Genomic DNA, 20,291 nt, shown 5'->3' with positions numbered 1-20,291 from the left:
GGGCGAGGTCTCGCGGCGGTCGACAGAACACGCCGCAGGGCGAGCTGTCTCGCCTGGCACCGACACACAAGTACGTCAACTAGGAGGAAACAAACATGGCTCGTGCGGTCGGAATCGACCTCGGGACCACGAACTCGGTCGTCGCCGTTCTCGAAGGCGGCGAGCCGGTCGTGGTCGCCAACTCGGAAGGATCGCGTACCACCCCGTCGATCGTCGCGTTCGCGAAGAACGGCGAGGTGCTGGTCGGTCAGCCTGCGAAGAACCAGGCCGTCACGAACGTCGACCGCACCATTCGCTCCGTCAAGCGTCACATCGGCACGGACTGGTCCGTCGGCATCGACGACAAGAAGTACACCGCGCAGGAGATCAGCGCGCGCGTGCTGATGAAGCTCAAGCGCGACGCGGAGGCCTACCTCGGTGAGGAGATCACCGACGCGGTCATCACCGTGCCCGCGTACTTCGAGGACTCGCAGCGCCAGGCCACCAAGGAAGCCGGTCAGATCGCCGGTCTGAACGTGCTGCGCATCGTCAACGAGCCCACCGCGGCCGCGCTCGCGTACGGCCTGGACAAGGGCGACAAGGAACAGACCATCCTGGTCTTCGACCTCGGTGGCGGCACCTTCGACGTCTCGCTGCTGGAAATCGGCGAGGGCGTCGTCGAGGTTCGCGCGACCTCCGGTGACAACCACCTCGGTGGCGACGACTGGGACGAGCGGGTCGTCAAGTGGCTGGTCGACAAGTTCAAGGCCAGCTCGGGCATCGACCTGACCAAGGACAAGATGGCCATGCAGCGCCTGCGCGAGGCGTCGGAGAAGGCCAAGATCGAGCTGTCCTCGTCGCAGTCGACCTCGATCAACCTGCCCTACATCACCGTCGACGCGGACAAGAACCCGCTGTTCCTCGACGAGCAGCTGACCCGCGCCGAATTCCAGAAGATCACCTCGGACCTGCTGGACCGCACCCGTGCGCCGTTCCAGTCCGTGATCAAGGACGCGGGCATCAACGTGGCCGACATCGACCACGTCGTCCTCGTCGGTGGCTCGACCCGTATGCCCGCCGTCTCGGACCTGGTCCGCGAGCTCACCGGCGGCAAGGAGCCCAACAAGGGCGTGAACCCGGACGAGGTCGTCGCCGTCGGCGCCGCCCTGCAGGCCGGCGTGCTCAAGGGTGAGGTCAAGGACGTCCTGCTGCTCGATGTGACCCCGCTGTCGCTGGGCATCGAGACCAAGGGCGGCGTGATGACCAGGCTCATCGAGCGCAACACCACCATCCCGACCAAGCGTTCGGAGACCTTCACCACGGCCGACGACAACCAGCCGTCGGTGCAGATCCAGGTGTTCCAGGGTGAGCGCGAGATCGCCTCGCACAACAAGCTGCTCGGCTCCTTCGAGCTGACCGGCATCCCGCCTGCCCCGCGCGGCGTGCCGCAGATCGAGGTCACCTTCGACATCGACGCCAACGGCATCGTGCACGTCACCGCCAAGGACAAGGGCACCGGCAAGGAGAACACGATCAAGATCCAGGACGGCTCCGGCCTGTCCAAGGAGGAGATCGACCGGATGGTGAAGGACGCCGAGGCGCACGCGGCCGAGGACAAGGCGCGTCGCGAGGAGGCGGAGACCCGCAACCAGGCCGAGTCGCTGGTGCACCAGACCGAGAAGTTCATCAAGGAGAACGAGGACAAGGTGCCCGCGGACGTGAAGTCCAAGGTCGAGGCGGCCATCGCCGAGGCCAACGAGGCGCTGAAGGGCACCGACATCGCGGCCGTGAAGTCCGCGGTGGAGAAGCTCGCCACCGAGTCGCAGGCGCTCGGCCAGGCCATCTACGAGGCCTCCGCCGCCGAGCAGGCCGCGTCCGGCGACGGCGCGTCCAGCTCCGCGAGCGACGACCAGGTCGTGGATGCCGAGGTCGTTGACGAGCCGGTCGACACGGAGAAGAAGTGACTGAGGGCAACCAGGCCGATTCGGCACAGGAACCGATCACCTTCGTCGACAAGCGCAAGGTCGACCCGGCCACCGGTGAGGTTCGGGAACCGGTCGCGGACACCGCGGCCGGCCCCGGCCCCGAGGGCGGGAACGGTGCTGAAGGCAATGGCGTTCTGACTCCGGAGGGAGCCGAAGCGCTGGCCGAGACGATCGGTGTCGAGCTCGCCGAGCGCACCGCCGACCTACAGCGGCTGACCGCGGAATACGCCAACTACCGGCGCCGCGTCGAGCGCGATCGCAAGACCGCCATCGACGGCGCCAAGGCTGCCGTGGTCACCGAACTGCTCGGTGTGCTCGACGATCTGGATCGCGCGAGGGCCCACGGCGACCTCGAGTCCGGACCGCTGAAGTCGGTGGCGGACAAGCTGGTCGAGGCGCTGCGCAAGCAAGGCCTCGAGGAGTTCGGCGCGGAGGGCGAGCCCTTCGACCCGACCCTGCACGAGGCCGTGCAGCACGAGGGTTCCGGCGCGGATCCGGTGCTCGGTGTCGTGATGCGCAAGGGCTATCGGTTCGGCGATCGGGTGCTGCGGCACGCGCTCGTCGGGGTAACCGATGGCGTGGCCGATCTGGCCGAGACCGAGGCATCGGATGTAGATGCCAATGCGGACGACAATTAACACCTTGGGAGGAGGAGATACTCGGTGAGCCAACGGGAGTGGATCGAAAAGGACTTCTACAAGGAGCTGGGTATCTCCTCCAGCGCCTCGCAGGACGAGATCAAGAAGGCCTACCGCAAGCTCGCCCGCGACCTGCACCCGGACGCCAATCCGGGTGACACCAAGGCCGAGGAGCGCTTCAAGGCCGTCAGCGAGGCGCATGCCGTGCTGTCGGATCCGGCCAAGCGCAAGGAGTACGACGACACGCGAAAGCTCTTCGCGGGCGGCGGTTATCCGCGCGGCGGGTTCACTCCCGGCGGCACGGGCGGCTTCTCGCAGGAATTCAACATCGGCGACATCTTCGGCGGCGCCACCACGGGCGACGGCGGGCTCGGCGACCTGCTCGGCGGCTTGTTCAACCGGGGTGGCGCTCGCACCACGAGCCGTCCGCGGCGCGGCGCCGATGTGGAGACCGAGACGACGCTCGGCTTCCGCGAGGCCGCGCAGGGCGTGACCGTTCCGCTGCGGATGACCAGTCCGTCGCCGTGCACCACATGTCACGGCAGCGGCGCCAAGCCGGGGACCAGTCCCCGGGTCTGCGCCAACTGCAACGGAACCGGGGTGGTCAGCCGCAACCAGGGTGCGTTCGGATTCAGCGAACCGTGCGACGAGTGCCGGGGTTCCGGCTCGATCATCGACGACCCGTGCGTCGACTGCCACGGCAGCGGCATCCAGAACCGCACCCGGACCATCACGGTGCGGATTCCGCCTGGCGTCGGCGACGGTCAGCGGATCCGGTTGGCCGGACAGGGTGAGGCGGGACTGCGCGGTGCGCCTTCGGGCGACCTGTTCGTCACCGTGCACGTCAGCCAGGACAAGGTCTTCGGCCGTAACGGCGACGACCTGACCCTGGTGCTGCCGGTCAGTTACGCTGAATTGGTGCTCGGCACAACGGTCTCCGTGCCGACGTTGGAAGGGCGCGTCGGCGTCAAGGTGCCGCCCGGTACCGCCGACGGGCGGATCCTGCGGGTGCGTGGCCGCGGCGTCCCCAAGCGCGGCGGCGGCGCCGGTGACCTGCTGGTCACCGTCAAGGTCGCGGTGCCGCAGAAATTGGACAGCGATGCCACCGACGCGCTCAAGCGCTACCAGGAGGCGGAGCGGTCCAGCGGATTCGATCCTCGTGCGGGATGGGCAGGTGCGTGATGTCCACTGATCCGAAGAAGGCGTCCGGTGGGTCGCGAGCCGAGTTCTTCATGATCTCGGTGGCGGCCCAGCTGGCGGGCATGCACGCGCAGACACTGCGCACGTATGACCGGCTGGGACTGGTGACGCCGCAACGCACTTCGGGCGGCGGGCGACGTTATTCGGCGCGGGACGTCGAGCTGCTGCGCGAGGTGCAGCGGCTGTCCCAGGACGAGGGCGTGAACCTGGCGGGCATCAAACGCATCATCGAACTCACCAATCAGGTCGAGGAATTGCGGGAGCAGCTCGCCGAGATGCGCGCGGAGGTGGAGCGGCTGCGGGCGAGTTATCGCCCGGATCTCGCTCCGCCGCAACGCAGTACGGCGTTGGTGGTGTGGAAACCACGCAACCAGCGCTGAGGCGAGTGGAATTCGGGCCTCGCCGCCGACTCGTTTTCGGGTCCGCGGCGGGGCCCTTTCTCAATTCCGGGGCTTTTCCTCGGCCGAAAAGACGAGGAAAAGCCGAGGCGAATGTTGTTACCGGCGAGTTCGAGTTTGCTGTGCGAGTATCCGAGTTTGCTGGGACGCAGTGGATTCCGATGATCATGGTTCGCCACATGAGCAACCGACCGGTCCGCTTTCGCTGTCGCCCTGGGATGCGCAAAGATTGCCCCGCAGCAACTCTCGGCTCCGATCGCGGAGTTGCCACAAGATCGCTCCGCTCGGGTCAACTGGACGAGGCTTGCAAACCGAGGCGCGCGAATTCGGTGAGTGTGCGACTGAATTCACCGCTCTAGTACGGTCTTTCGGTCTGTTATTCGCGAGTTTTGCGCTTCCGTTTCTTGTTTCCACGGAATTCCACGCGTGATGTTTATTCGTTGCGTTCCGTTGCTGGCAAACCTCGCCTACACTCCTTGGCATCGGCTGCTGTCGAGTGTCCCGCAGCACTTTCACTCGCCGGCGCGCTCTGCGTTCTAGTGCGAAATGGGGTTGTGACACAAATGGATTCGCGGACTGTCGCTTTGATCAGAACAACGTTCAAGGCGGTTGCTGCGGAAGACGGCGGGCCGGAAAGGCTGGCCAGGTCGTTCTACGCGATCCTGTTCACGGACTACCCGCAAGTCCGTGATTTCTTCCCCGCTGCGATGGATTCACAGCGCGACCGCCTCGTCAAAGCTATCGGCTACGCCTTGGACCGGCTCGAGGAGCCCGACAAGTTGTTGCCGTTCCTCGCCCAGCTCGGCCGCGATCACCGCAAATACGGTGTGCAGGCCGAACACTACGCCGCGGTGGCCACCGCTCTGAAGATCGCGATGCGCCGCTTCGCGGGCACCGAGATGTGGACCGACGAGGTCGAGAAGGCGTGGGACGAAGGGTTGACCGTCATCGGCGACACGATGATGGGCGCCGCCGAGAAGGAGGCCACGCCCGCCGTCTGGTCCGGCCGGGTGCTGGAGAACCGGCTGGTCCTGCGCAATCTGGCGATCGTGCGATTACAACTCGACCAGCCGATGCAATACGCCGCGGGTCAATACATGAGCGTGCAGATCCCTTCGCGGCCGCGGATGTGGCGCTATCTCTCGCCCGCCGTGCCCGCGAACGCCAACGGCGAGATCGAATTTCACGTGCGCGGCGTGCTCGGCGGCTGGGTCAGCCCGGCCATCATCGGCCAGACGCAGGTGGGAGACCAGTGGCTGATCGGCTCGCCCCTCGGTGGGCTCGGCGTGCCGCGCAACACCAAGCGCAAGATGCTCATGGTGGGCTGCGGCACCGGTATCGCGCCGCTGCGGGCCCAGCTGATGCAAATGGCGTTGCGGCGAACGAATCCGAAAGTGCACCTGTTCATCGGCGGCCATCACCCGTGCGATCTCTACGATCTGGAGACGCTGAGCAAGCTGGCGATGGCCAACCGCTGGCTGACCGTGACGCCGGTCAGCGAGAGCGACGAAAACCCGTGGTGGTATTACGAATCCGGAGAGGTCGAGCGAATATGGCCGGGACTGGAGCCGCGCATGACCGGCCAGCTCGGCAAGGTCGTCGCCAGCTACGGCTCGTGGGCCGATCGTGACGTGCAGATCGTCGGCTCGCCCTCGATGGTGCAGACCACCAAGTTCCGCTTGATGGCGGCGGGCACCCAGACCAAACACATCCGCCACGATCCGCTGTTCTAGCGGACGCCCTCGCCGTTCCGGCGAAGGCCGGGATCCAAGCGGGTGACGACTATCCGCGAGTCTTCGACTGGATCCCTGCCTTCGCCGGAACGACGGCGGTCAAAGGCCTTCGTACTGAATGCGTTCGGCGGGCGTGCCGGTCTCGACGAGCCGGTCCACCGTGGCCCGCGTCATCGCGGGCGAACCGCAGACGAGCACCTGGTGACGGTCGAACGCGCCGTGCGAGCCGATCACGTCGGCCAGCGTGCCTTGCAGCAGTTCGTCGACGGGGAATCCGATGTCGACGCGCGTGTGCTCGTACCACTCGTCCTCCCAGTTCGGGTCCTCCAGGTTCTCCACCACCGGCACGATGGTGAGCCAGTCCAGCTCCTCGGCGAGCAGGACGAGCATGTCGGAGGCGTACAAGTCGCGCGGGGACCTGCCGCCGACGAACAGGTAGGTGCGCGGGGGCTCGGGCAGCCTGGCCAGTTCCAGGATCTGCGCGCGCATCGGCGCGAGACCGGTGCCGCCCGCGATCATCACCACCTCGTCACCCGCCGGATCGACGGTGAACGCGCCCTGCGGCGCGGCGATCCGCCACTCGTCGCCCTGCTGAGTGTCGGCGACCAACGAGCCGCTCAGCCAGCCGCCCGGCACGGTGCGCACGTGGAATTCCAGCTTGCCGTCCAGCGAAGGCGGTAGCGCGGGGGAGAGCCTGCGGCGCACTCCGGGCTGCTGTGGCACCCGGACCTCGACGGACTGGCCCGCGACGAACGGCACGAACTCGCCGATCAGACGGATCACCGCTACGTCGTGGCGCAAACGATGGTGGCCGACGACGGTCGAGGTCCACTCCTGTTGCGCGACTCCGTTGCCGAGCGCGCCCGGCTCCGTCATGGGAACTCCTCTGCTGTTGTGGGGTGCCGCGGCGCGTGGCCGCGGCGGATCAGACGGGATCGCAGCTGATGACGTGTTCGGGCGTGCCGACCGCGATGAGCGCCCTCCGGGTGTCGGCGATCATCCGCGCCGAGCCCGCGATCTGGATCTGGCGGTCGGCCCACGCGCCGAAGCTGGCCACCACCGCGCCCAGGTTGCCGACCAGCGTGCGGTGCATGCCGTAGGGCGCGTCGGAGGCCGGGTGCGGGTACCACCACGGATTGGTCTTCTGCTCGCAGACCGGGACTATGGTGAGCCACGGATTGCTCTGCGAGAGCTGCCACATGTTCTCCACGTCGTACAGGTCGCACGGGTAGCGGCCGCCGATGAAGAAGTGCACGCGCGGGTTGATGCCGCGCTGGCTCATCTCGATGAGCTGGGCGCGCAGCGGGGCGATGCCGGTGCCCGCGCCGATGAGCAGCACGTCGCGCCCGGTGTCGCGGTCCACGTGTAGTCCGCCGAGCGGGCCGCCGATCAGCCAGCGATCGCCCACCTGCGTCTCGTTGACGATGGCCGGGCTCACCCATCCGCCGCGAATCTTGCGCACGTGGAATTCCATCTCGCCGTAGGGATTCGACGGAATCGCGGGCGAGAGGTAGCGCCACATCTTGGGCCGCTGCGGCACGGCGATCGGGACGTACTGCCCGGCTTGGTAGGGCACCGGGCTGTCGGACTGCAAGCGCACGATGGCCAGGTCTTCGAGCACCCTGCGGTGGCCGACCACCGTCGCCTCCCAGTACGGCTGGGACTTGTCCGAGTTCGCGCCGATGGCCATCGACGCCGATATCAAGATCATGATGTCGCGCCAGCCCTCCTCGAGCTGACGGCTCCATGCCGCGCCGTTGTACACGCGGATCGCGGCGAGCAACGCGCGGCCCGCCTGATCGTAATGGGCGGCCTCGACGCCGTACTTTCGATGGTCGCGCGCCAACTGCTCGAGAAACTTCTGCGCGCGATCCCAGTATTCCAGGTGGTCGAGCACGAACTGGATGGCCGTGGACAACCGCTTCGGTTGCATGTCCATCGCGGGTGGGAACAGCTCGCGCAGGCGTGGATTCTCGGCGAACAGATGACCATAGAACGCACTGATCAACCGCTCGGGTCCGCCTGGTGACTCGGTCACCGAACGGAAGTTGGCGCGGACCAGCGCTGCCGAACGCGCATCCACGACGAGATTTCCTCTCTTCCCGCTTATAGCTGCGCATCCGCTATCGACTGCTGCGCAGGGACGTGCCCCTAACCGGCGGTCCTTCGCGGACAAGTATCCCCGAAAAGTCCGTGGTCGTGTGGGTATGCGCAGCATGCTCTCGACCGCTCCGGTTATCCCTCGGCTAAGTCGGCAGCTCGGGACGTCTGCCCGGCTGGCTCGCGGCGCTCACGCGCCCGCTGCTGCCTCGCTGCGCTCGGCCCCATGGTTGGGCCACCGACCAGGATAGCGGGGGCAGGTGAACCTGCCCACGGTGTGGTTCTCTGGATGGGTACCTGCAACGGGAGGACAGGGGCTGCTCGTGCGCCGTCTACGCACAAGTTGACCGCATCACCGGCGGCCCGATGTCAGGATGCCCCGGCAACGGTGGCGCGAACAGCGGGTGCGACTTGCTCGACGTAGTGGCGGACCTGCTGCCTCGGATCGCCCTCGGTCGGCTGCTCAGATGGCCAGCACGGTCTTGCCGCGTGCGCCCGCCGCGCCGAGGACGGCCGGCGCCTCCTCCAGCGGGACGGTCGCGTCGATCGGCACCACCACGTCGCCCGCCGCGACGCGGGTCAGCAGCCGGGTCAGTTCCGGCGCGCGGCCCTTGGATTCGAAGTTGCCGCCGCGCAGGCCGCGCTCGCGCAGCGCGGCCTCGTCGGCCGAGAACACGATGGAGTACACCGCGCCGCCCTCACGCACGAGTTCGGTCAGCGGCGCGAGCGCCTCGGGCGGGCTGACCAGGTCGAAGAGCACATCGACGCCGTCGGGGTTGGTGAAACGCACCGAATCGGCGACGGGCGCCTGGCTGTAGTCGACCGTCTCGGCCGCGCCGAGCCTGGCCATCCGATCGGCGGTGTCGCCGCGCGCGGTCGCGATGACGTGCGCGCCCGCGATATTGGCCAGCTGCACGAGAAAGGAGCCGACGCCGCCCGTCGCGCCGACGATCAGCACCTTCTGGCCGGGCCGGATCTGGGCCGCGTCGACCAGGTCCTGCGCGGTGACGCCCGCGGTCGGCAGGGCCGCGGCGGCGAGCGTGGTGATCGATTCCGGGATGGGCACCAGCGTCGCGTCCTGCGGCAGCACCGAGTACTCGGCGAAGCTGCCGTGGCCTGCGGGCGGCACCAGGAACTTGCCGACCACGCGGTCGCCGACCGTGAACTTCGTGACGCCCGGGCCGACCGCGGCGACGCTGCCCGCGCCGTCCACCCCCAGGATCGCCGGAAAGTCGTGCGGCAGTTTGCCTTCCAGGATGCCCTTGGACATCTTCAGGTCGAAGGGGTTGACGCCCGCGGCGTCGAGCTGCACCTTGACCGTCTGCGGGCCGGGCTCGGGCACCGGCATCTCGGCCAGCTCGACGGGATCTCCGAACTTCCGTACCACGATCGCGCGCATCGGTTTCGCTCCTCGGTTCGGCTGAAGGGTGATGCATCACTAACCGTCTTGGTGCTCGTATGCATCCCTACACCACCGGCGCTGCGATTCACGGCATTCGACGATGGCGCGGCGTAGCGTTGAGTCGCCGAATCGGCCCGGCGGCGGGCTGTCGCAAAATTTTCAAACTTGAGCGGAACAGACTCAACCTCTCCCACGTTGAGACCGATAGGAACAGCACGAGCCTGTGCGTCATCGCGCGCGGGAAGGGCACTCGATGCTGGGGAATCGACTAGTAGGAAGGTGACTCGTGGACTCGTTCAATCCCACCACCAAGACCCAGGCGGCCTTGACCGCGGCCCTCCAGGCGGCGTCGGCCGCGGGCAACCCGGACATTCGTCCGGCGCACTTGCTGGTGGCGTTGCTGGATCAGACCGACGGCATCGCCGCACCCTTGCTGAAGGCCGTCGGCGTCGACCCGGCGACGGTCCGGCGCGAGGCACAGGACATTGTCGACCGGCTGCCGAGGGCGACCGGTGCGACCACGACGCCGAACCTCGGGCGCGAGGCGCTCGGCGCCATCACCGCGGCCCAGCGGCTGGCCACCGAACTCGGCGACGAGTACGTCTCCACCGAGCACGTCGTTGTCGGCCTCGCCGAGGGTGACTCGGACGTCACCATGCTGCTCACCAAGCACGGCGCGACGGCCGACGCCCTGCGCGACGCGTTCACCGCCGTGCGCGGCAGCGCCAGGGTGACCAGCCCCGACCCCGAGGGCAGCTACCAGGCGCTGGAGAAGTACTCCACCGACCTCACCGCGGCCGCGCGCTCCGGCAAGCTCGACCCGGTCATCGGGCGCGACACCGAGATCAGGCGCGTGGTCCAGGTGCTGAGCCGCCGCACCAAGAACAACCCGGTGCTGATCGGCGAGCCCGGCGTCGGCAAGACCGCGATCGTCGAGGGGCTCGCCCAGCGCATCGTGGCGGGCGACGTGCCGGAATCGCTGCGCGGAAAGTCCGTCGTCGCACTGGATCTCGGTGCGATGGTGGCAGGCGCGAAGTACCGCGGCGAATTCGAGGAACGGCTCAAGGCCGTGCTCGAGGAGATCAAGAACAGCGCGGGACAGATCATCACCTTCATCGATGAGCTGCACACCATCGTCGGCGCGGGCGCGACCGGAGAATCCGCGATGGACGCGGGCAACATGATCAAGCCGATGCTGGCCCGCGGCGAACTGCGCCTGGTCGGCGCGACCACGCTGGACGAGTACCGCAAGCACATCGAGAAGGACGCCGCACTGGAGCGCCGCTTCCAGCAGGTGCTGGTCGGCGAGCCCTCGGTGGAGGACACCGTCGGCATCCTGCGCGGCATCAAGGAGCGCTACGAGGTGCACCACGGCGTGCGCATCACCGACTCCGCGCTGGTGGCCGCGGCCACTCTCTCGGATCGCTACATCACCTCGCGGTTCCTGCCGGACAAGGCGATCGACCTGGTCGACGAGTCCGCCTCGCGCTTGCGCATGGAGATCGACTCGCGCCCGGTGGAGATCGATGAGGTCGAGCGCGCGGTGCGCCGCCTCGAGATCGAGGAGGTGGCGCTGACCAAGGAGACCGACGAGGCCTCCAAGCAGCGTCTGGAGAAGCTGCGCCAGGAACTGGCCGACGACCGGGAGAAGCTCAACCAGCTGACGACCCGGTGGCAGAACGAGAAGAAGGCCATCGACCAGGTCCGCACCCTCAAGGAGCAGTTGGAGAGCCTGCGCGGCGAGTCGGAGCGCGCCGAGCGCGACGGCGATCTCGGCAAGGCGGCCGAACTGCGCTACGGCCGAATCCCCACGCTGGAGAAGGAGCTGGCCAAGGCCGAGAAGGCCAACGGAGCCGCGCCGGACGGCGAGGTGATGCTCAAGGAGGAGGTCGGCCCCGACGACATAGCCGAGGTGGTGTCCGCGTGGACCGGCATCCCGGTGGGCAGGCTGATGGAGGGCGAGACCCAGAAGCTGCTCCGCATGGAGGAGGAGCTCGGGCGTCGTGTGGTCGGGCAGCGTGAGGCCGTGCAGGCGGTCTCCGACGCGGTGCGCAGGGCGCGCGCCGGCGTCGCCGACCCGAACCGCCCCACCGGCTCGTTCATGTTCATCGGCCCCACCGGCGTCGGCAAGACCGAACTGGCGAAGGCGTTGGCGGACTTCCTGTTCGATGACGAACGCGCCATGGTGCGGATCGACATGAGCGAGTACAGCGAGAAGCACGCGGTGGCCCGCCTGGTCGGCGCGCCGCCCGGTTACGTCGGCTACGACCAGGGCGGCCAGCTCACCGAGGCGGTGCGGCGCAGGCCGTACACGGTGGTGCTGTTCGACGAGATCGAGAAGGCGCACCCGGATGTGTTCGACATCCTGCTCGCCGTGCTCGACGAGGGTCGGCTCACCGACGGCCAAGGCCGCACGGTGGACTTCCGCAACACCATCCTCATCCTCACCTCGAACCTGGGTGCGGGCGGTGACAAGGAGTTCGTCATGAACGCGGTGCGCTCGGCGTTCAAGCCCGAGTTCCTCAACCGGCTCGACGACGTGGTCATGTTCCACGCGCTCGACGAGGAACAGCTGGAACTCATCGTCGACATCCAGCTCGACCAGCTGCAGAAGCGCCTGTCGCAGCGCAGGCTCAAGCTGGACGTCAGCGATTCGGCCAGGTTCTGGCTCGCGGTGCGCGGCTACGACCCGGCCTACGGCGCCCGCCCCCTGCGCAGGCTGATCCAGCAGTCCATCGGCGACACCCTCGCCAAGGAACTGCTCGCAGGCGAAGTCACCGACGGCGACACCGTGAAGGTCGGCGTCAGCAAGGACGGCGACGGCCTGATCGTCGGCCGCTGAGTGCGCCGGACGCCCCCGCTCCGAGTGGGGCGGGGGCGTCCGCGTATCTCGCCGAATCGGCGCGACTCCCGGCGGTTCCGCGTGTCGCCTGGCGGCACGCCGCTGTGCCTGTTTCCGAGGCGGCCCGGCGAAGGATCACTTCGTGCACCGATCTCGACCAGCTGAGCGAATGGTTGCGGCGGGCGGTGACGATCACCGACGTCGAGCAGCTCTTCGACTGAAGCGTCATCGGCGGGTCGCGGGCGGCGACTCCGTGGCGGTACGCACGAGGGGCGCTGCCGGACGAAATCCGGCATTGACCTTGCGCACGGGCCGGAGCGACGGCGAAGGTACGCCTACCCTGGAGGGCATGACGAACCCGAAGGATCCCTGGGGGCAGCGGCCGGAGGATGCGCCGACCGAACACCTCGGTCCGCCGGGTGCGTCCGGCTACGACCCGTCCGGGGACACCACTCGATACCCCTCGACCGAGCAATTCGAGTGGGGCCCGCCGCCCGCGAACGCCACCAAGCAGCTCCCGCCGATGGAGAGCCAGTGGGGCGCCTACGAGAGCGGCTACGGCCAGCAGTACCCGGGCCAGCAGTACCCCGGTCCGCCGGATCCGCACCACGCGGCCATGCCGCCGGGCGCGGCACCGCCGGGTGGCCCGCCCACGGATCAGCAACCGCCCAAACGCAATACGGGATTGTGGATCGCGCTCGTGCTCGGCGTCGTGGCGCTCGTCGCGGTGGCCGGGGTGGTCGCTGGGCTGGTGCTCGGCGGCCGTGACTCGTCCACCACCACGGCGGGCGGCAACACCACCGCGAACTTCCCGACCGGCGGCGCCTTCCCCACGCAGAACCCGTCGCCCCGCCAGCCATCGCCGAGCGGTCTGCCCGGTCTGCCCGGACTCGACGGCATCGGCGCGACCATGGGCACCATCAGCGCCAACGACGGCGGCCAGCTCACCATCGACACCGTCTCCGGCAACACCGTCGCCGTCCGGACCGACGAACTCACCCAGGTGATCTCGCTGTCCGGCGCCAAGCCCGCCGACCTGCCCGTCGGCGACATGGTCATGGTGCAGGGCGACAAGGGACCGGACGGATCGATCCGCGCAAAGATCATCATCAGCACCGCGCTGCCCGGCGGCGGAAGATGAGCGGCGAGGCGGGACTTCGTGCGGCGGCACAAGACGTACGGCCCGGCGCGGCACCAAAGAAGGCCCTCCACCGGCCGGGCCTATTAGGGTAGACCGCGATGACGGCTATGTGGTTCGGGTTGGCGGCGATCGCGCTTGTTGGCGCGATCGTGCTGCTGTATTTCGATCGGGTCCAGCGGCAGCGGTCCGGTCACGCGCGCCAGGTGTGGGCCAAGGCCCAGGGATACACCTACGTGTCGGTGGAACCGGCACTCCCGTCGACGTGGCGGCGCGGTGCGCTGGCCAAGCTCGGCTATCTGTCGGCGGTCGACGTGGTTTCCGGTATTCGCAAGGGCGAGAAGTTCGTTCTGTTCGATCTGGAGGACGCCGCGACGCTGGTCGCGGTGCGCCGCCAGATCGGTTCGGACATCGATGTCGACATGCGGCTCAAGACCGCGTCCCCGCCGAAGGACGCGGATCTGGAACTGCTCGGCGCCATCGGCGGCCGGGTCGTCTTCGCGACGAACCCGGAGATCGCCAGGCACGCGGTCGATCAGCGGATGGTCGCGTTCATCGAGACGCTGCCCGACACCGTGCAGATGCTCTGGAGCGAGGGCAACTGGACTCTCGGCATGCTGAATGTCGGTACGGCCTCGAAGGATTGGGAGTCCGCCATCGACTCGGTGCTGCGCCTGTCCGGTCTGCTGCACGTGCTGCCGCCGGTCAGCGACTCGCGCGGCGCCGACAACGCCGATAACGACTCGGGCCGCCCGCATCCCAGGACGCGCGGCCGCGCCGAGGAGTCGCAGGCGTCCGCCGCACGCGGGGCCTCCCGCGTTCTGCCGCCCGGCGCCGGCGACGACGACCGCGGCTACGACGATCGCGACGATCGGAATTTCGACGACAGCGACGGCTACGACGACGAGGACGAGTCGGGCGACCAGCCGCGACGTCCCTCGCTGGCCGTCGTCCCCGACGCCAGGGGACGCGAGGAACGCTGGTCCGACGACGAGCCCGAGAACGACTGGCGGCCGGAACCCGGCCGCGCCGACGACTGGGACGAGGATCCGCGCCCAGGGGCCCGCGCCGACGAGGCGGACCGCGCCGGCGGCCCCTTCCACCCAGGATTCCGTCCGTACCAGGGCCCTGTGCCGCAGTGACCGCTCGATTGGATTAGTGCCTCGATGACCGACAGCTCTGCTCCCGCGCGCCTGCCCGGCGCGACCCGCCCTATCGCACTGATCACCGGACCGACGTCCGGCATCGGTCACGGGTTCGCGCTACGGCTGGCGTCGCTCGGCTACGACATGGTGCTCGTCGCCAGGGACGCCGAGCGGCTGGAGGCGCTGGCCGCCGAGTTGGAGCGCAAATACGCCACCCGCTCGGAGGTGCTCGTCGCCGATCTCGCGCAGGCCGCGGACCGGGAGCGGGTGGCAGCTCGCGCTGCCGAGGGCATCGAATTCCTGGTCAACAACGCGGGTTTCGCGCATTCAGGAGAATTCTGGACGCTGCCCTACGAGCAGTTGCAGGCGCAGCTCGACGTCAACGTCACCGCTGTGCTCCAGCTCACCCACGCGGCGCTGCCGTCGATGATCGCCAAGGCCAAGGGGTCGATCGTCAACGTGGCCAGCGTCGCGGGTCTGGTCCCGGGTCGGGGATCGACCTACTCGGCCTCCAAGTCCTACGTCGTATCCTTCACGGAAGGGTTGGCGGGCGGACTCGCTGGAACCGGGGTCCGGATCCAGGCGTTGTGCCCCGGGTTCGTCCACACCGAATTCCACGAGCGAGCCGGTATCGAGATGTCCTCGCTGCCGAAACCGCTGTGGCTTTCCGTCGAGCAGGTCGTCGCCGGTTCGCTGAGTGATCTGGACAAGGACCGGGTGATCAGCGTGCCCGGTGCGCAGTACAAGGCGATCACCGCGGCGGTCGGACTCATCCCGCGAACCCTGCAGGTCCGAATGAATCGGGGCCTGTTCAATTCACGCGGAAGGACTTAGACATGATCGACGAGGCGACAACCAACGACTCTGCGCTCGGCGCCGACCGCGAGAAATTGGCCGCGCTGGTGCGCGAGCTCGCCGTCGTGCTCGGCAAGGTGACGCTTTCCTCGGGCAAAGAGGCCGACTACTACATCGACCTGCGCCGGGCGACCCTGCACCATCGCGCGGGGCCGCTGATCGGCAAACTGCTCCGCGAGCTCGTCGCGGACTGGGATTTCGACGCCGTCGGCGGGCTCACCATGGGCGCCGACCCGGTCGCGCTCGCGGTGCTGCACGCGCCGGGCCGCCCCATCGACGCGTTCGTGGTGCGCAAGGCCGCCAAGAGCCACGGCATGCAGCGCCAGATCGAAGGACCCGACGTCGTCGGCAAGCGGGTGCTGGTCGTCGAGGACACGACCACCACCGGCAACTCGCCGCTCACCGCGGTGCGCGCTCTGCGCGAGGCGGGCGCGACCGTGGTCGGCGTCGCCACCGTGGTCGACCGGGAGACGGGCGCCGATCAGGTGATCGCGGCCGAGGGACTGGAGTATCGGTCGATCCTCGGCCTCAAGGATCTTGCCCTGGGTTAGCCTGGACGCGGGTCAAGTTTGTCCGACAGTTGAGGGACGTGTGAGTCACCAGTGGTGAGCATTGCAGTAAACAAGAGTCGCGAAAATGTTGCGATGCTCGGAATCGGTGCTTACCGACCGCAGCGCATCGTCAGCAATGACGAGGTGTGCAAGGTCCTCGATTCGACCGACCAGTGGATCTACGAGCGCACGGGTATCCGCAACCGGCGCTGGATCAGTGGTGACGAGACGCTGCGGTCGATCTCCGCGGCCGCGGGCGAACGCGCGCTGGTGAACACCGGCATCGACCGGTCCAAGATCGGCGCGCTCATCCTCTGTACGTCCAGCTGGCTGAAACTCACCCCGCACGGCGCCCCGAGCGTGGCCGCCGATCTCGGCATCAACGGCATCCCGGCCTTCGACCTGACCTCCGGCTGCGGCGGCTTCGGCTACGGACTCGGCGTCGCCGCCGACCTGATCCGGGCGGGCTCGGCCGACTACGTGCTGGTGATCGGCGCCGAGACGATGACCGTCGGACTCGACCCGACCGACCGCGGCACCGCCATGATCTTCGGCGACGGCGCGGGCGCGGTCGTCGTCGGCCCGAGCGAGGAGAACGGCATCTCCCCGACGGTGTGGGGCAGCGACGGCGAGAACGCCGAGGCGATCGCCCAGGACGTCGACTTCCTGGAGTACATGAACAAGGCCCAGGCCATGCAGGGCATCGATCCCGCGATCGAGCCGGTCGGCCGGATGTCGCTGCGCATGGAGGGCCCGCGGGTGTTCCGCTGGGCCGCCGTCACCCTGCCGCGCGCGCTGTCTGATGCGCTGGAGGCCTCCGGTGTGGCCAAAGAGGACATCGAGGTCTTCATCCCGCACCAGGCCAACGCCCGCATCAACGACCTGATGAAGAAGAACCTCGGCCTGGCCGACGAGATCCCGATGGCCAACGACATCGAGAACACCGGCAACACCTCCGCCGCCTCGATCCCGCTGGCCATGGAGGAAATGCTGGTCACAGGCAAGGCCAAGGGCGGACAGCTCGCGCTGCTGCTCGGCTTCGGCGCCGGCCTGAGCTACGCGGGTCAGGTCGTGACGCTGCCGCCCGCGCCCACCGAGGCGAGCTTCTGACATGAGCTCCTCCGGAGCCCCGGCGTTCCCCGGCGCGGGGCGTCCGTTTCGCACGGGATTCCTCGCTGCCGCCGCCGTGACCGTCTTCGGGGCGGTCACCGGCCGCGACCGGCTCCAGTGGGTCGCCAAACCCCTGATGATGCCGCTGCTCGCCGCCGACGTGGCGACCAGCGGCGTCGACACCGACCCCACCGAGCGCACCATCCTGCTCGGCTCGCTCGGCGCCGCGACCGTCGGTGACATCCTGCTCATCGAACCCGACGACGACCGCCGTCTCATCGCGGGCGCGTCGTCGTTCGCGGTCATGCAGGCGGGCTACTCGACGCTGTGGTGGCGGCGCGGCGCGCGTCCCCTCCCCGCGATCGCCCTGCCCCGGGTGGTCGCCTGGCTCGGTGCCGCAGGTCTGCTGCGCGCCAAGGCTCCGACCGTCGCGGCCCCGCTCACCGCCTACGGCGCCACCCTGGGCACAGCCGCCGTCCTCGCGTCCGATCCCCGCCTCGCCCCCGGCGCGAAAAACGTTGCGGGCCTGAACATCCCCGACGCCGACCCGCGCAGCCGCCTCGGCCTCGGCGCCCTCCTGTTCACCCTCTCCGACGGCCTCATCGTCCTGCGCCGCCTCTTCACCCACACGTCCCGCTCCCGCCGTGCGGCGGAGGGCGTCATCCTCGCGACTTACGCTGCGGCCCAATACCTTTTGGCCGACCCGCAAGCCCACGCCAGGACGTCACTCGACCGTTCCTAGGGACACTCGCCGGAGGGCTACTCGGCCGCCGACATCGTCGACCGCGCCGTGGATCGGACGCGCGGCGCGTTTCGATGGAACCGATTGCGGGGCTGTCGCGTCCAAGACAGTGAAGACGCAACCTGCCCTGCGCAGCGATTCCACCCGTATCGGCGGCTCGGTAGGGTGGCATGGACAGGCAGGTCGATAACCCTGAGGGGGAGCGGATGGCGCGGCGTGTGATGTTGGCTCTGTGTGCGGCGGTGTTGGTGCCGGGGGTGGCGGCTTGTGGGGGGTCGACCGAGGGGGCGGCGACGACTTCGACCAGTGCGGCGCAGGCGGCGTTGTGGAATCCGTGCACAGAGGTGCCGGATGACTTGTTGCGGCAGATCGGCGTCGATCCGGCGACCGAGGAAAAGGGGCTTGCCGGCGTGGACCAGTCCGGCTGGGAGATCTGCACTTGGGCGGCGCCCAAATACTACTTGACCATATTTTCCTCGGATCGAACAGAGCAAGAGATTCGGAACAAACCGGGGAATGTGGATTTTGAAGAGATTCAGATAGCCGGTAGGGGTGGTCTTCGATATCGAGTCGAAGGTGCGGGTAAGGCGCTCGACTGTGACACTGCTTTCAGCGCTCAGCAAGGGTCCATATCTGTCAAGGTCGGTAACAAGCCGAGTCAGAATGGCCACGTAGACCCGTGTGCACTATCTGCGCGGGCTGCCGAGTACCTGGTTTCGGAATTTCCCAGATGAGTACTAGGCAGAGGATTGGCAAATGAGCGAGCAAGATCTTTCTCAGTGGCAACGTTTCGCCGACCAGGCTCGAGCTGGCGATCTTTATTTGGATAAGGATGCGGCAACTGCGTGTCTTACTGCCTGCGACGGACTCCTAGCGGCTTACGACGGCCTGTTCACCTTTACTCGAAATGCCGCACGTGTGTCTGGGTTTGGCGACTTCAACATAGCCGGTGAACTCGCTGCACTCTTCCTGAAGCAAGCTACCGGTGAGTCTGACTCCATCGACGCAGTCGTTCTGGAATCGATCAAAGTAGTCCAAGCTATGCGTGAGATTATGCAGATTTCGATGGACCGAATCGAAGAGCAGGTGGTCGACCACGCATCGCAGATCGCGGGCGTTACCAACGAGCTGGGGGATCGCTAGATGTCACTACCGGGGTTGGGATTCTTCGAGAACTACACTTTTGGTGAGAATATGTTTCACAGTCTCACCAACTGGATTGCCGGGGAGGATATCGAAGCGGGCACCAGGCCAGGCGATGTTCAAGGCCGATTCAACCAGCAGCGAGAAGCTGTACGCGGTCGGGCGTCGGAGATCGGATTCGTCGGTGACTACAAGTCGGGAATCAAGAGTCGTGAAGATTACGAGGCGCCCCTGGAGCAGCTCCGGGAGAAAGTCGAAAAGATCGACCTAACAGCAGTGAACGATCTGAAGACCGCATGGGAGCAGATCGGTAGCCGAACCGCTGATGCTCAGAAGGCTTTCGACCTGGAGATGCAGCGCGCGTTGAACGCAAACGTGTGGCACGGCAAATCTGCGGCAGCCGCGGCGGACGGTGTCGCCACGTTCCTGTCCTCAGCTTCGAAAGCATCGCAAGCCGCGCAGCTGATGGCGAAGAAGGTCGATGAGCTTTACACAGGTCTCGCTCCAACACTGCAACTGGTCCCGCACGTCCCCGAACACAACACCAACTGGGAAAACACTCGGCGGTGGATTGCCGGTCGGGGCTGGCGGGACAACGAGGAGGCGTACAACACCGCGTGGGCCGAGGCCAAGCGTGTACTTCGCACTGTCTACGACCCCGTGCTTCGGGAAACCGATCGCGTCCCCGTGATCCCGAAACCACACAACCCCACCGCGAACAACGTCGACCCGGGCCAGAACGACGGTGGGCGACCACGTGGAACGAGCACCGGCGTCCAACCCGGCGGCACGAACGACGGCGGCCAGCCGACGACGAACGACGACACGACCCAATCCGGCGAGACCGAGGATCCCTCACAGGGCCAACAGAATTCGCAGCAGCAACAGTCGAACGACGACACGCAGGCCGCGTCCACCGAGACGCCGACGACGCCCACCGGCACGACTGCTCCGGCTTCGGCGTCGCCGACGTCGCCGACCACGCCAACCGCCCCGGGAACGCCCGGCACCCCTGGCTTTCCGGGAGGTCCGGGTGGTCCCGGGCCCGGCGGTCCAGGGACCCCGACCGGCCGCCCCGGCTCGAGCGTGCCGGGCATGCCCGGCATTCCGGGTGGCGCGAATCCGGCGGCGACCCGCCCGGCCGCGGCCAACGCCCGCACGGGCATGAGCGGTATGCCGGGTATGGGTGCGCCGGGGGCGCGCGGCAAGGGGGACGACGAGTCGACGAAGGGTATTCCGGACTACCTGATCACGCAGGAGCACGGCGACGAACTCACCGGGTTGACCGATGCGCCGAAGACGGTTCCGCCGGTGATCGGGGAGTGAGTCG

Annotated in this window: 18 protein-coding genes; 15 read left to right on the top strand and 3 right to left on the bottom strand. The window is 67.7% G+C overall.

Going from position 1 to position 20,291, the window contains the following annotated elements:
• Positions 1 to 95: 95 nt before the first annotated feature.
• The 5 genes from dnaK to ACRWNM_RS15850 all read left to right on the top strand — a co-directional run bounded on the left by dnaK (position 96) and on the right by ACRWNM_RS15850 (position 5,933).
• A complete protein-coding gene (gene dnaK / locus ACRWNM_RS15870) occupies positions 96 to 1,943 on the top strand; it encodes a molecular chaperone DnaK (protein ID WP_431968112.1) in 1,848 nt (615 codons plus the stop codon).
• Positions 1,940 to 2,602 (top strand): nucleotide exchange factor GrpE, encoded by a 663-nt coding sequence (gene grpE / locus ACRWNM_RS15865; RefSeq protein WP_431968110.1) that lies wholly within the window; start codon positions 1,940 to 1,942, stop codon positions 2,600 to 2,602. The genes dnaK and grpE overlap by 4 nt, the downstream gene beginning before the upstream one ends.
• Before the next feature lie 24 nt (positions 2,603 to 2,626).
• Positions 2,627 to 3,784, top strand: a complete 1,158-nt coding sequence (gene dnaJ, locus ACRWNM_RS15860; RefSeq protein WP_431968108.1) for a molecular chaperone DnaJ — start codon at positions 2,627 to 2,629, stop codon at positions 3,782 to 3,784.
• Complete coding sequence (locus tag ACRWNM_RS15855; RefSeq protein WP_431968106.1) at positions 3,784 to 4,182, top strand: heat shock protein transcriptional repressor HspR; 399 nt, start codon at positions 3,784 to 3,786, stop codon at positions 4,180 to 4,182. The genes dnaJ and ACRWNM_RS15855 overlap by 1 nt, the downstream gene beginning before the upstream one ends.
• Positions 4,183 to 4,763: 581 nt before the next feature.
• Entirely contained in the window at positions 4,764 to 5,933 is a 1,170-nt protein-coding gene (locus ACRWNM_RS15850; RefSeq protein WP_431968104.1) for a globin domain-containing protein, read from the top strand.
• Positions 5,934 to 6,032: 99 nt separating this feature from the next.
• Here ACRWNM_RS15850 and ACRWNM_RS15845 read toward each other — a convergent pair whose 3' ends face one another.
• The 3 genes from ACRWNM_RS15845 to ACRWNM_RS15835 all read right to left on the bottom strand — a co-directional run bounded on the left by ACRWNM_RS15845 (position 6,033) and on the right by ACRWNM_RS15835 (position 9,432).
• Entirely contained in the window at positions 6,033 to 6,809 is a 777-nt protein-coding gene (locus ACRWNM_RS15845) for an FAD-binding oxidoreductase (RefSeq protein ID WP_431968102.1), read from the bottom strand.
• Positions 6,810 to 6,858: 49 nt separating this feature from the next.
• Positions 6,859 to 8,016: an FAD-binding oxidoreductase gene (locus ACRWNM_RS15840; protein ID WP_431968100.1), complete on the bottom strand. Its 1,158-nt coding sequence runs from the start codon at positions 8,014 to 8,016 to the stop codon at positions 6,859 to 6,861.
• A gap of 480 nt (positions 8,017 to 8,496) precedes the next feature.
• Positions 8,497 to 9,432 carry an NADP-dependent oxidoreductase gene (locus ACRWNM_RS15835; RefSeq protein WP_431968098.1) on the bottom strand — a complete coding sequence of 312 codons (936 nt, stop codon included), beginning with the start codon at positions 9,430 to 9,432 and terminating at the stop codon, positions 8,497 to 8,499.
• 289 nt (positions 9,433 to 9,721) lie between these two features.
• On the opposite strand from ACRWNM_RS15835, the gene clpB reads away from it, so the two are divergent.
• From clpB to ACRWNM_RS15785, 10 genes are all read left to right on the top strand, one after another.
• The gene (clpB, locus tag ACRWNM_RS15830) at positions 9,722 to 12,277 is read left to right on the top strand and encodes an ATP-dependent chaperone ClpB (protein ID WP_431968096.1); all 2,556 of its coding nucleotides are present in this window, start codon (positions 9,722 to 9,724) and stop codon (positions 12,275 to 12,277) included.
• Positions 12,278 to 12,626: 349 nt separating this feature from the next.
• Positions 12,627 to 13,418 (top strand): DUF5666 domain-containing protein, encoded by a 792-nt coding sequence (locus ACRWNM_RS15825; RefSeq protein WP_431968094.1) that lies wholly within the window; start codon positions 12,627 to 12,629, stop codon positions 13,416 to 13,418.
• Between the two features lie 98 nt (positions 13,419 to 13,516).
• Positions 13,517 to 14,557, top strand: coding sequence for a hypothetical protein (locus ACRWNM_RS15820; RefSeq protein ID WP_431968092.1), 1,041 nt, complete (start codon positions 13,517 to 13,519; stop codon positions 14,555 to 14,557).
• A gap of 24 nt (positions 14,558 to 14,581) precedes the next feature.
• The gene (locus ACRWNM_RS15815) at positions 14,582 to 15,394 is read left to right on the top strand and encodes an SDR family NAD(P)-dependent oxidoreductase (protein ID WP_431968090.1); all 813 of its coding nucleotides are present in this window, start codon (positions 14,582 to 14,584) and stop codon (positions 15,392 to 15,394) included.
• A 2-nt stretch (positions 15,395 to 15,396) separates the two neighbouring features.
• Positions 15,397 to 15,966: an orotate phosphoribosyltransferase gene (gene pyrE / locus ACRWNM_RS15810; RefSeq protein WP_431968088.1), complete on the top strand. Its 570-nt coding sequence runs from the start codon at positions 15,397 to 15,399 to the stop codon at positions 15,964 to 15,966.
• A 51-nt stretch (positions 15,967 to 16,017) separates the two neighbouring features.
• Positions 16,018 to 17,076, top strand: a complete 1,059-nt coding sequence (locus tag ACRWNM_RS15805) for a beta-ketoacyl-ACP synthase 3 (protein ID WP_431968086.1) — start codon at positions 16,018 to 16,020, stop codon at positions 17,074 to 17,076.
• Between the two features lies 1 nt (position 17,077).
• Positions 17,078 to 17,818, top strand: coding sequence for a lysoplasmalogenase (locus tag ACRWNM_RS15800; RefSeq protein WP_431968084.1), 741 nt, complete (start codon positions 17,078 to 17,080; stop codon positions 17,816 to 17,818).
• Positions 17,819 to 17,988: 170 nt separating this feature from the next.
• Positions 17,989 to 18,552, top strand: a complete 564-nt coding sequence (locus tag ACRWNM_RS15795) for a DUF3558 domain-containing protein (RefSeq protein WP_431968082.1) — start codon at positions 17,989 to 17,991, stop codon at positions 18,550 to 18,552.
• A 22-nt stretch (positions 18,553 to 18,574) separates the two neighbouring features.
• The gene (locus ACRWNM_RS15790; RefSeq protein ID WP_431968080.1) at positions 18,575 to 18,961 is read left to right on the top strand and encodes a hypothetical protein; all 387 of its coding nucleotides are present in this window, start codon (positions 18,575 to 18,577) and stop codon (positions 18,959 to 18,961) included.
• Positions 18,962 to 20,287 (top strand): hypothetical protein, encoded by a 1,326-nt coding sequence (locus tag ACRWNM_RS15785; RefSeq protein WP_431968078.1) that lies wholly within the window; start codon positions 18,962 to 18,964, stop codon positions 20,285 to 20,287.
• Positions 20,288 to 20,291: the final 4 nt, after the last annotated feature.

Origin of the sequence: Nocardia sp. bgisy134 (assembly GCF_965341865.1) — a bacterium.
GTDB lineage: Bacteria > Actinomycetota > Actinomycetes > Mycobacteriales > Mycobacteriaceae > Nocardia.
This window is presented reverse-complemented; position numbering and strand designations above follow the sequence as displayed.